The sequence below is a fragment of the Kitasatospora sp. NPDC097691 genome, from assembly GCF_040302665.1.
GTDB lineage: Bacteria > Actinomycetota > Actinomycetes > Streptomycetales > Streptomycetaceae > Kitasatospora.
The window spans coordinates 82,355-92,264 of sequence record NZ_JBEORY010000029.1; the positions used below are offsets into that span (position 1 = coordinate 82,355).

The 9,910-nt window shown below is 73.4% G+C and carries 14 protein-coding genes; 3 read left to right on the forward strand and 11 right to left on the reverse strand.

Annotation, left to right across the window (positions count from 1 at the left end; translation table 11 throughout):
* Positions 1-190 precede the first annotated feature (190 nt).
* Positions 191-628 carry an ATP-binding protein gene (locus tag ABTY56_RS21420; RefSeq protein WP_350630539.1) on the forward strand — a complete coding sequence of 146 codons (438 nt, stop codon included), beginning with the start codon at positions 191-193 and terminating at the stop codon, positions 626-628.
* Positions 629-1,054: 426 nt separating this feature from the next.
* On the opposite strand, the gene ABTY56_RS21425 is transcribed toward ABTY56_RS21420, so the two are convergent.
* On the reverse strand, positions 1,055-1,609 hold the full coding sequence (locus tag ABTY56_RS21425; protein WP_350630540.1) for a hypothetical protein: 555 nt from the start codon (positions 1,607-1,609) through the stop codon (positions 1,055-1,057).
* A 30-nt stretch (positions 1,610-1,639) separates the two neighbouring features.
* On the reverse strand, positions 1,640-1,783 hold the full coding sequence (locus ABTY56_RS21430) for a hypothetical protein (protein ID WP_350630541.1): 144 nt from the start codon (positions 1,781-1,783) through the stop codon (positions 1,640-1,642).
* Positions 1,784-2,140: 357 nt separating this feature from the next.
* Between ABTY56_RS21430 and ABTY56_RS21435 the strand changes: the two genes are divergently transcribed.
* Positions 2,141-3,931 carry a glycoside hydrolase family 35 protein gene (locus tag ABTY56_RS21435; protein ID WP_350630554.1) on the forward strand — a complete coding sequence of 597 codons (1,791 nt, stop codon included), beginning with the start codon at positions 2,141-2,143 and terminating at the stop codon, positions 3,929-3,931.
* A 24-nt stretch (positions 3,932-3,955) separates the two neighbouring features.
* On the opposite strand, the gene ABTY56_RS21440 is transcribed toward ABTY56_RS21435, so the two are convergent.
* Positions 3,956-4,768 carry a DUF4253 domain-containing protein gene (locus ABTY56_RS21440; protein WP_350630542.1) on the reverse strand — a complete coding sequence of 271 codons (813 nt, stop codon included), beginning with the start codon at positions 4,766-4,768 and terminating at the stop codon, positions 3,956-3,958.
* On the opposite strand from ABTY56_RS21440, the gene ABTY56_RS21445 reads away from it, so the two are divergent.
* Entirely contained in the window at positions 4,767-4,913 is a 147-nt protein-coding gene (locus ABTY56_RS21445) for a hypothetical protein (protein ID WP_350630543.1), read from the forward strand. The genes ABTY56_RS21440 and ABTY56_RS21445 overlap by 2 nt on opposite strands.
* Before the next feature lie 116 nt (positions 4,914-5,029).
* On the opposite strand, the gene ABTY56_RS21450 is transcribed toward ABTY56_RS21445, so the two are convergent.
* From ABTY56_RS21450 to ABTY56_RS21485, 8 genes are all read right to left on the reverse strand, one after another.
* On the reverse strand, positions 5,030-5,167 hold the full coding sequence (locus ABTY56_RS21450; protein ID WP_350630544.1) for a hypothetical protein: 138 nt from the start codon (positions 5,165-5,167) through the stop codon (positions 5,030-5,032).
* 105 nt (positions 5,168-5,272) lie between these two features.
* On the reverse strand, positions 5,273-5,410 hold the full coding sequence (locus ABTY56_RS21455; protein WP_350630545.1) for a hypothetical protein: 138 nt from the start codon (positions 5,408-5,410) through the stop codon (positions 5,273-5,275).
* Positions 5,411-5,534: 124 nt separating this feature from the next.
* Complete coding sequence (locus ABTY56_RS21460) at positions 5,535-6,545, reverse strand: aldo/keto reductase (RefSeq protein ID WP_350630546.1); 1,011 nt, start codon at positions 6,543-6,545, stop codon at positions 5,535-5,537.
* 70 nt (positions 6,546-6,615) lie between these two features.
* The gene (locus tag ABTY56_RS21465; protein ID WP_350630547.1) at positions 6,616-6,987 is read right to left on the reverse strand and encodes a hypothetical protein; all 372 of its coding nucleotides are present in this window, start codon (positions 6,985-6,987) and stop codon (positions 6,616-6,618) included.
* 133 nt (positions 6,988-7,120) lie between these two features.
* Entirely contained in the window at positions 7,121-7,531 is a 411-nt protein-coding gene (locus ABTY56_RS21470) for a sigma factor-like helix-turn-helix DNA-binding protein (protein ID WP_350630548.1), read from the reverse strand.
* Positions 7,532-7,607: 76 nt separating this feature from the next.
* Positions 7,608-8,435 (reverse strand): helix-turn-helix domain-containing protein, encoded by an 828-nt coding sequence (locus tag ABTY56_RS21475; RefSeq protein ID WP_350630549.1) that lies wholly within the window; start codon positions 8,433-8,435, stop codon positions 7,608-7,610.
* Between the two features lie 19 nt (positions 8,436-8,454).
* Positions 8,455-8,700, reverse strand: coding sequence for a hypothetical protein (locus ABTY56_RS21480; RefSeq protein ID WP_350630550.1), 246 nt, complete (start codon positions 8,698-8,700; stop codon positions 8,455-8,457).
* 533 nt (positions 8,701-9,233) lie between these two features.
* Positions 9,234-9,910 (reverse strand): hypothetical protein (locus ABTY56_RS21485; RefSeq protein ID WP_502893159.1); only part of this gene is annotated, 677 nt, incomplete at its 5' end.

The following is a 9,910-nucleotide window of genomic DNA, read 5'->3' on the forward strand; positions in this document are numbered from 1 at the left end:
ATTCGTCAATCCAGCGTAGCGGTATCTGCATCGTTGCAGTTGTTCGCTTGCAGGTTGCGCCAATACAGGTGCATGCTACTCAACGTAGTGAGCACTGCCACACAAAGTGATCATGGCGGGCTCATCACCCGGGCATTCCCATGCCTTCCTCGGCCGTCTTCACCCCGCACACTCCGGAGGTGGCTCCGCCATGCCTGAAACCGACTCGCCCTCCCCCGCCCCCACCGAGAAGGCCTGCCGGCTGCCCCGGCGCCCGACCTCGCCCGGGGTCGCCCGTCAGCTGCTCCGCGACTTCCTCGCCCCCTTCCCGGTCGGGGAACTCCTCCTCCCGACCGGCGAGTTGCTCGTCAGCGAGCTGGTCACCAACGCCGTCCAGCACACCCGCGTCCCGCGCGACCGGCTGATCCACGTCCGCTTCCGCCTCGCCCCGGACGGCACCCTCCGCATCGAGGTGCACGACGCCGACAGCGAGAAGCCCGCGCTGCGCGACGCGCCCGTCTGCGCCGAGACCGGCCGGGGCCTGCTCCTCGTCCACGAGTCGGCCCGGAGCTGGGGCTGTTCGCCGCGCGAGGGCGGTGTCGGCAAGTTCGTCTGGTGCCACATCACCCCCGAGGGGGCCGCCGCGTGACCACCGTCGTCCGGGCCGGAATCACCGGCATCATGGCGCCCGCCCTCTTCCCCGGGCTCGACCACGCCCTGCCGGTCCTGTGGGAACACGTCCGCAGACTCCCCGTCCGGGAGGCCCCACCGGGACTTCATCCGGATCTGCATCGGCCCCGGCGGCGGCCAGGGCGTCGCCCGCTGCCTCGCCCGGGGCGGCAGCTGGAGCACCACCCTCTACGTCGGCGACATGACCGACTGGACCGCCCACCCGATCACCATCACCACCCACGGCTCCTGAACACCCCGTCCCCGCCCGGCGCGCACGCCGGGCGGGGATGGAAAGCCGGGTCCGCCGCTACTCGGGGCGCCAGCGGACGAAGCGGGGTGGCCGATCGTGGCGTCCACAACGGGTGTACTGCCGCAGGTCGCCGATAGCGGCTGCGGCCCATGGCTATTCCACCCAGTTCCAGTCACCTTGGAAGCGCCATAGCGGCTCGTCGGGACTGCGCGGCGCGACGTCGTCCGCATAGGCGTAGGTGCCGTCGAGAACGGCGAGGAGGAAGGCCGCGAATCCGCCGTCGAAGCGGTCCCACTCCTCCAGGCTCCGGTAGAACGCCACCACCGGCCAGGCATCGGGGTCATCGCCCTCGGTCAGCCAGAAGAACTGGTCCGCGTTGAGGTTGGACCCCCAGGAAAGCAGACCGCCAGGCTCGGGGTGGACGGGATACGGGCAGTCCTCGTCGGCGGCCAGTTCTGCAGCGATCCCGTCCGTGGTCCTACGCACGAAGCCCGGGAAGCCGACGATCGACCCACCACCATAGGAACGCAGAGTCGGCACCGGAACGGAGAGCTCGCCGTTGATCCGCACGCCTCCGTAGCGATCCACGAACTCCCGGTAGTCAGACGGGAACGCGAATCCCACCTCCCCGGCGGACCGCTCCCACGGCGTTACGGCCGGCCGTTGCGTCGGCTCACCGAGCATCCGAGACAGGCGTTCAAGTTCCATGCTCATGTTCCATCCAATGGTCCGAGGCGGTCAGTTTCCCAGGCTGACTGCCTGATTTCGGTCATTGAGGCGGGCATTGTCCACGTAGGTGTACTCCATCATGTCAGGCACGCCCTTCCGGAATTGGCTGTATGCGGCCAGGGAGAACCCGTAGGGAATCGTGCTGGCAGACATGTTGTAGAGGGTGTAATCGACGATCTGCCCCTCCCGCATGACGTCCCCAACATGCTTCTCGAACTCGCGGAAGCTTCCGTAGTGCCCCCGTGTTCGTTCCCTTCTGGAAGCACGGAGCCAGGTTTCGCTCGTCCGTCCCGCTCCCCCGAACTCGCGAGCGATGACTCCGGCTGGGGCCGGAGGCGGCCGCGATGACGGTCGGGGCGACGTTCTGCTGGGTCGCCAGCATCGCCTGGAGATCGGCGGAGCTGTAGGAGGCCGCGATGGGAACCGGGCACCAGGAGTGACGGCGTCGGGGCTCCGTGCCCGGCTAGGCTCGGGCGCGGCGGGGTCTCCTTCTGGGAAGCGGGTGTGCGCATGCTCGGGTACGACGCGGACGGGTTCGTGCGGGACGGGGTGGCGCACCGGGTGGTGGCCGGGGCGGTGCACTACTTCCGTATCCACCCCGATCTGTGGGAGGACCGGCTGCGGCGGGTGCGGGCGCTGGGGGTGAACACGGTGGACACCTATGTGCCGTGGAACTTCCACGAAATGCCCGACGGCCGGGTGGACTTCACCGGCTGGCGCGACGTGTCCCGGTTCGTGCGGCTGGCCGGCGGCATGGGGCTGGACGTGATCCTGCGCCCCGGCCCGTACATCTGCGCGGAGTGGGAGTTCGGCGGGCTGCCGGCCCGGCTGCTGGCGGTGGACGGGCTGCGGCTGCGCTGCGCGGACCCGGCGTACCTGGCCGAGGTGGACGGCTGGTTCGACGCGCTGGTGCCCGAGGTGCTGCCACTGCTGGCGAGCCGGGGAGGGCCGGTGGTGGCGGTGCAGGTGGAGAACGAGTACGGCAGCTACGGCGACGACACCGCGTACCTGCGGCACCTGCGCGACGGACTGGTGGGGCGCGGCGTGGACTGCCTGCTGTTCACCACCGACGGCGCCCACGACACCATGCAGCAGGGCGGCGCCCTGCCCGGGCACCTGGCCACCGTGACCTTCGGTTCGCGCGCCCCCGAGCGCCTGGCGGTGCTGCGCCGCCACCAGCCCGAAGGGCCGCTGACCGCCATGGAGTTCTGGATCGGCTGGTTCGACCAGTGGGGTCTGCCCCACCATGTGCGCGACGCCAAGGAGACCGCGGCCTCGCTGGACGAGCTGCTGGCCACCGGCGCCTCCGTCAGCCTCTACATGGCGCACGGCGGCACCAACTTCGGCCTGTGGTCGGGCGCCAACCACGCCGGCGCGCACCCGCTGGACGCCGGGTACGAGCCGACGGTCACCAGTTACGACTACGACGCGCCGATCGGCGAGGCCGGCGAGCTGACGGAGAAGTTCCACGCGCTGCGGGAGGTCATCGGCCGCCACGTCGGGCTGCCGGACGGCGAACTGCCCGCCCCCGCGCCCCGGGTGGCGCCGCAGCGCCTGGAGCGGGCGCAGGGGCGGGCGGCGCTGCTGGCGGAGCTGGACGCGCTGTCGCAGCCGGTGGAGCGGGCCGCGCCGCTGCCCATGGAGCTGCTCGGGCAGTCCCTGGGCCTGATCCACTACCGTACCCGGGTGCCCGGTCCGCGCCCCGAACTGCCTTTGCGCATCGACGGGTTGGCCGACCGGGCGCAGGTCTTCGCGGACGGGCGCCCGCTGGGCGTCCTCGACCGCAACTCCCCCGGCGCGACGCTGGCGCTGGCCACCGGGGAGGACGGCGTCACCCTGGACATCCTGGTCGAGGCGCTGGGCCGGGTGAACTACGGGCCGAACATGGACGACCGCAAGGGCATCACGCGCGGCGTCTCGCACGGCGGCCAGCGGCTGTTCGGCTGGCTGATCCGGCCGCTGCCGCTGACGGACCTGTCCGCGCTGCGCTTCACCCCCGACGGCGACGCACCGGACGGCGAGCCGGTGTTCCATCGCTTCGCCGCCGAACTGCCCTCCCCCGCCGACGCGTTCGTCGCCCTGCCCGGCTGGGGGCGCGGACTGCTGTGGCTCAACGGCTTCCTGCTCGGCCGCTACAGTGCCGCCGGCCCCCAGCGCACCCTCTACGCCCCGGCGCCGCTGTGGCGGGCGGGCGGCAACGAGCTGGTCGTGCTGGAGCTCGAACGCCACGGCGAGGCCCTGGAGTTGCGCGACCAGCCCGACCTCGGGCCGACCGCGGCGGCCCCCAGCGCCGAGTACTGAACCCAGCGGCGCGCCCCCCGCCCGTCAGTCCCACCAGAAGGACCACTGGTGGGCGCCCACCAGCTGCTCGGCGTAATCGGTGAGGCTGCCGGTGCCCTGGAAGACCAGGTCGGGGCAGAGCGAGGTGTGCTCGGCGGCGAGCGGGAGCGCCTCGGCGAGCGTGGCGGGCGGCACGGGGACGCTCAGTTCCAGGGTGTCGAAGCCGGCTTCGACGACCCGGGCGCCGAAGCGGCGCTCCCAGTCGGCGAGCACGGCGGCGATCTTGGCGATGTCGGCGTGGTTCGTCGGGCCGTTCCAGCCGCACACCGCCAGCGCCTCGGCGCCGCCGCCGGCCCGCACGAGCCCCAGGCGGACGTCCTTGACGCACTGCAGCACGTCGGCCAGCTCTTGAGCCTCGCTGCCGGCCGCCCCCTCCGGCACGTCGGCGGCGGGGGCGGTGCCGGGCCAGGTGAGGCCGTACGGGGCCAGGGCCTCGGCCAGGTCCTCGTCGTCCCCGTAGCCGTCGTCCTCCCCGTCCTCGCTTCCCGTCTCCCACCAGCTGCCCAGCAGCGCGGCGGGGTCGTACAGCTCGGGTATCGCGGCGTCGGTGGGGTACAGCTCGCCGGTCAGCCAGGGCCGGTAGTCGGCGTCGCTGTGGTCCAGCGGGCTGAGCAGCAGCGGCCACAGCCCGCTTCGCGGGTGCGCGCGGTGCAGCTGCGCCCACAGCCCGGCGGGGGCGGGGGCGTCGCTGATCCACAGCAGCGGCTCCCGGCCGTCGTCGGCGTGGACGAGGCGGCCGGGCGGCAGGGGGACGGTCAGGTCGGCGAGGGCGGCGGCGAGGTCCGGGTGCGGCGTCATGGCGCCCACCGTAGGAGCGGGCACCGACAGACCGGGCGGGGCCCGGGCGATCGAGGGCTCCGCCGGGGACGAGCCGCCCCTGGACGTGTTCTTGCGCTACCTCGACGAGTGGCGCGCAAGCACGGCAGCCGAGCCGCAGGCCTGACACCCCAAGCGGAGGGCCGGCCTCCCCGTCCTGGGACAGGAAGGCCGGCCCTCCGCTCGCCGGGCGCCGGACCGCGACCACTCGGTCACGATCACGCACACCGAAAGGCGCTGCCGTTACGGGCAGTTGCCGACCAGGCCGGCGAGGCTGCTGTAGTCCGGGCTCTGCGACAGCGCCGATGCCGACACGACCGCGAGCGTGGCCGCGGCGAACGCCAGCGCAATCACGGCGCCGATACGCTTCCTGATCTTCATCCTGATGATCCCCCTGTTCGAACCGGCGATACTTCCTCGCCGGGTGACAACCGACACGGACCGCGACCACTCGGTCACGATCACGCACACCGAAAGGCGCTGCCGTTACGGGCAGTTGCCGACCAGGCCGGCGAGGCTGCTGTAAGCCGGGCTCTGCGACAGCGCCGACGCCGACACGACCGCGAGCGTGGTCGCGGCGAACGCCAGCGCGATGACCGCCCCGATGCGCTTCCTGATGTTCATTGCGGAATCCCCCTGTTCCGACCGGCGGTGCTTCTCCGCCAGTCGGCCGATATTGTGCCGTCGCGAGGTACCGCACGCAACAGGCGTCACACATCTCGATCAGGCGGCGCCGGACGCCGCGTGCTCAGGCCCAGGGCAGTTCCGAGCGGGTGCGCCAGTACGCCTCGGCCGGCTCGGCCATGCCGTCGAGGGCCGCGAGGTCCTGCGGGGTCGGCCGGGCGTCGGCGGCGGTGAGGTTGGAGGCGAGCTGGTCGAGGGTGGCGGCGCCGGACAGGACGACGTCGGCCCAGGGCTGGGCGGCGGCCGCGGCGAGGGCGAGGGCGTCGGGGGTGGTGGCGGTGCGGTCGGCGAGGGTGCGCAGGGCGGCGGTGTCGGGGCCGGTGGCGTTGCGCCCGGCGAGGCGGCCGTTGGCCATGCCTTCCTTGACCACGACGAGCCAGCCGGCCGCGTGGGCTTCGGCGAGGGCGGGGGCGGCGGAGGTTTCCAGCAGGTTCCAGGTGGCCTGGACGGCGGTGAACAGCGGGCGGCCGGCCACGGTGACGGCGAGGGCTTCGCGGATGGTGTCGCCCTGGGCGGGGCCGCTGGTGGACAGGCCCACCCGTACGCCGTCGGCGGCGAGTGCGGCCAGCCGCTCGTGCAGGGCGGGGTCGGTGAGGGCGGGGCTGCCGGGGACGACGGAGTGGACGAGGTAGACGTCGAGGCGGTCGCCGAGCAGGGCGCGGGTCTCGCGGACCTGGCGGTCGAACACCGCCGTCGAGTGCTCCTTGACCTCGTGCGCGGCGACCCCACTGGCCTGCCAGCCCGCCGTGTAGGTGTAGCCCCACTTGCTGCCGACCGTCACCTCGGCCGCCGCCTCGGGGTGTTCGTCCAGCCACTGGGCGAGGAACTCCTCGGCGCGGCCGTAGGAGCGGGCGGTGTCGAGGTAGCGCACCCCGGCGGCGTACGCGGCGTCGAGCAGGGCGTGGGTGCGCTCGCGCAGCGCCTCGACGGTGCGTTCGGCGGGCAGGTCCGCGTCGCGTCCGAGGGTGATGTAGCCGGGCCGGCCGACGGCGGCGGTGCCCAGTCCCAGGCGCGCGGGCTGCGGACGGGCGGCCTGCGGATGGGCGGGGGCTCCGGCGGTGGGGTCGGTCGGCATGGCGTGGTCTCCTCGGGCGCGACGGGGTTCTCACCTGGGACTTTAGCCGTGCCCGATCATCCGACGGCGGTCACGTCGCTACCCGCCGCACGGGCACGGGGCCGGGCAGCGGGCCGAGGGTCTGCTCCAGGCGCAGTACGAAGTTGACGTAGTCCAGCTGCTTGCCCGGCCAGTGGCAGTCGTTGCTGGTGAGCAACTGGCTGCGGACGCCGTCGCGTTCGGTGACCGGCCCGGGGGTGGTGCGCAGGTTCGGCCGCCAGCCGCGCCCCGACGGGTGGTGTTCCAGGGCGAGCGTCCAGCTCTCGCCGTCCATCTGCAGTGCCGCGCCGACCCGCCCGGCCAGCACCCGGGAGCCGTGCGGGCCGCGTACGACCGCCCGCTGGTCGAAGTCGGCGCTGCGCCCGACCACCGTGATCCGCCATGCGCCGTGGTACCTGAGCATGCCCGCCTCCTGACGCCGGACGGGCGCCCCCTCCGGCGGGCGGCGCCCGTCCACGTCTACGGCCCGGGGCCGCCCGCCGGCTCATCCGCGCGCCCGCCGGCTCATCCGCGCGCGCACCGATCGCGTCGCCCGGTCAGCGGCCGGCGGCGGCCAGGGCGCGGAGCTGGACGTGGACGGCGGCGGGTTCGGTGCCGGTGAGGGCGGCGACCTGTGCGGCGGTCAGGTCGAGGACCAGGTGCAGCAGCAGGACGTCCTGTTGCGTGGCGGTGAGGTGGGCGACCGGGCCGAACGGCCGCGGCCCGGCCAGGGTGCGGACCCGGCGGCGCACCGCCTGCCAGGCGCAGGCGGCCGGGCTCGCGGTGGCCAGGGCGTCGAGCCAGTGGCCGCCGAGTTCTTCGAAGGCGTCGCGCACGACCAGTCGGGCGTCGGCGGCCGGCAGGAGCAGGGCGGTGTAGTCGAGGTAGTGGCGCAGGTGGAGGTCGTGCAGCGCCCACAGGCCCAGGGTCGGTCCGGGGGCGGCCGGTTTGCGTGGTGGTGTCGGCATGGTGGTGTCCCGGGGTGGCGCGGGTGGGTGCTGGTCCGCGGACGGGGCGCGGGGTGCGCTCCGTCCGCGGACCCGGTCACACGGGCACCGGCGGGTTGTCGTCGGTGCCTTCGCGGCTCGCCGCGGCGCGCGGGCCGGAGCCAGGGCCAGGGCCAGGACCGGGGCCAGGGCCGGGGCCTGGGTCGTCGGGCCGTTCGGCGGCGAGGCTGTTGCGCAGCGTCACCCACAGCCGGAACAGGATCTCCGTCGAGGTGCCGCCGCTGGAGGACTGCATGGCCCGGGCGAACTCGCTGTGGTGCAGGCGGGAGTTGACCGGGACGGGCATGCGGGCGTTGTGCGTCCGCTCCCAGGCCGCCGCCCACAGCGCGCGGCGGACCTCCCTGACCTCGCAGGCCTCCATGTAGGCGAGGAACACGGGTTTGTGCAGCGGGGCCTCGCCCTTGAGGACGAGGGCCAGCGTGCTGGCGGGCAGGCGTCTGCCCTTGACGCGGGCCCGGCGGTCCAGTTCCCGCAGGGAGGGCCAGTCGGCCTTGCGCCGCATCTCGTGCATGGCCGAGCGCAGGTCGGCGAAGGAGTCGACCTGCTCGGGGTCGACCCGTCGGGGTGCCCGCGGTCGCCGGCTTCCCGAGGGGCGGGGCACGTGGGCCCAGTAGTTGGCGTGGGCCCACTTGCGCCGGGCGGTCTTGAGGTCGCCGCCGCATTCGCGGGCGACGGCCTCGACGACCTTCCAGCTCGGTACGGAGCGACCGCCGGCGGCCCGTTGCAGGGTGGTGGCGTGGTAGTTGGTCCGACCGGCGAGCTGACGGTACGTCAGGTCGGCTTGTTCGCGCTGCTCGCGCAGCCATGCGGCCAGCCGGCCCAGTGCCGGCTCGGTCGCCTCGATCGGTTTCTCTCGGCGTCCCATCGCAGGCGGGCGCTTTCCGCTAGGCCCGCTCCCGTCGCCGTCCGGCGGCCAGCAGCCAGCCTCCGGTGGCCAGTTCGAGCGCCGCTCCGGCGGACATGCCGGTCGCGACCAGCGCGGCCGCCAGGACGACCGTCACCACGACCACGACGACGACCGAGGCCGGTTCGCCGAGCGCGGGCGGCCGGGGCAGGCGCGGGCGGCGCGCGGGTTCCGGGGCGCCGGTCGCGCAGTGGATGCGGGCACGGCTGTTCCGTTTCCTCGCCATCGAGGAACCTCCCATATCACTGTTCACTCCAAGGGACGGGCACTTCGCGCGGTTGGCGTCGCTCGGGTGCCCGGTGGCGTAACACTCTGTCAGGCATACGGGTGATTCCCAATCGGTTCGGTGAACATCGCACGGATTGATGCGCCGCGGTCCCGGCCCCCGCCCGCAATCTTCGGAACGCCCTACCAGAAAGGGGCAGTTCAGTGATTCGAAACCGAATGTTGATGCGCCTTTGTGCAGCGTCCGCTTGTAAGCCGTCCTGGCCGGATGTGACGATGTGCAGCGGCGTCACCCGGACCTGCGGGTCCGGACCCGGGGGCGCTGTTCACTCCAACATCTCGGGAACATCGGCAACGGGCCGTGTTGGCGCATGGGCCCGCCCGGACAGCAGAGACCGCCCGGCCTTCGGTGGCCCGAGGCGGTCTCTCTGCGTTCCCGGCTTCCCGGCAGCCGGCCCGGGGCCGGCCGCGCTGCGCAGGAAGTCGACCCCGCCGACTTCCTGCGCGACGGCGGACCGACGGACGCCGAAGCCGTCAGGGGGCGGGCGCGGGCGGCTCGCCGGCGGGCGCGGGCGGCTCCGCGGCGGGGGCGCCGAGGCCGCCCCGCACCATGCCGTGGTACTCGCGCAGGGTGCCGAGCTTCTCGCTTCCCCACATCACGGCAGGCCCGATGAGGGCGGTGAGCGCGGCCGGCGCGGTCACCGAGGCGGGGAGGTCGGCGGCCGTCGCGACGCCCACAATGACCACCGCCGCGACACTGCCCGCCAGGACGACCGCGCGGTCGTGCCGGCCCTCCCGGGCGGTGACCAACTCGGCCAGCACCTCGGGGAGGTCCGCCTCGTCCAGCAATCCCATCCACCGGCCCTGCACCGACCGGTCGAGCAGGGTGGCGACCAGCCGGGCCAGCCCGGGCACCGCCTGCGGCCCGTCCCGCAGGGCATTCGACATCTCCCGCTCCAGGGCCTGCTGCACCCCGGCGATGTGCGGACGCAGGGCGTTGCGCCGCTGCTCTCGGTCGACGCCGTACATGGCGAACCAGCCCAGCCGGTTGGTGTGGCGGTGGACGTGCCGGTCGAGTTCCAGCAGCGGGAGCGTCCCGGCGGCGGCCTCACTGCACTTCCTGAGGAGCCGCGCGAGGTCGACGGCCGAGGTGACCGGAAGGCTCTCGCCGACCCGCCGCCGGTAGAGGAGCATCGAACGGTAGACCCACA

Excerpts from the sequence above, each read along its gene's own strand:
- ABTY56_RS21420 (WP_350630539.1), top strand. The coding sequence starts at position 191 with ATGCCTGAAACCGACTCGCCCTCCCCCGCCCCCACCGAGAAGGCCTGC.
- ABTY56_RS21425 (WP_350630540.1), bottom strand. The coding sequence starts at position 1,609 with ATGGAACTTGAACGCCTGTCTCGGATGCTCGGTGAGCCGACGCAACGG.
- ABTY56_RS21430 (WP_350630541.1), bottom strand. The coding sequence starts at position 1,783 with ATGTCTGCCAGCACGATTCCCTACGGGTTCTCCCTGGCCGCATACAGC.
- ABTY56_RS21435 (WP_350630554.1), top strand. The coding sequence starts at position 2,141 with ATGCTCGGGTACGACGCGGACGGGTTCGTGCGGGACGGGGTGGCGCAC.
- ABTY56_RS21445 (WP_350630543.1), top strand. The coding sequence starts at position 4,767 with ATGGCGCCCACCGTAGGAGCGGGCACCGACAGACCGGGCGGGGCCCGG.
- ABTY56_RS21440 (WP_350630542.1), bottom strand. The coding sequence starts at position 4,768 with ATGACGCCGCACCCGGACCTCGCCGCCGCCCTCGCCGACCTGACCGTC.
- ABTY56_RS21450 (WP_350630544.1), bottom strand. The coding sequence starts at position 5,167 with ATGAAGATCAGGAAGCGTATCGGCGCCGTGATTGCGCTGGCGTTCGCC.
- ABTY56_RS21455 (WP_350630545.1), bottom strand. The coding sequence starts at position 5,410 with ATGAACATCAGGAAGCGCATCGGGGCGGTCATCGCGCTGGCGTTCGCC.
- ABTY56_RS21460 (WP_350630546.1), bottom strand. The coding sequence starts at position 6,545 with ATGCCGACCGACCCCACCGCCGGAGCCCCCGCCCATCCGCAGGCCGCC.
- ABTY56_RS21465 (WP_350630547.1), bottom strand. The coding sequence starts at position 6,987 with ATGCTCAGGTACCACGGCGCATGGCGGATCACGGTGGTCGGGCGCAGC.
- ABTY56_RS21470 (WP_350630548.1), bottom strand. The coding sequence starts at position 7,531 with ATGCCGACACCACCACGCAAACCGGCCGCCCCCGGACCGACCCTGGGC.
- ABTY56_RS21475 (WP_350630549.1), bottom strand. The coding sequence starts at position 8,435 with ATGGGACGCCGAGAGAAACCGATCGAGGCGACCGAGCCGGCACTGGGC.
- ABTY56_RS21480 (WP_350630550.1), bottom strand. The coding sequence starts at position 8,700 with ATGGCGAGGAAACGGAACAGCCGTGCCCGCATCCACTGCGCGACCGGC.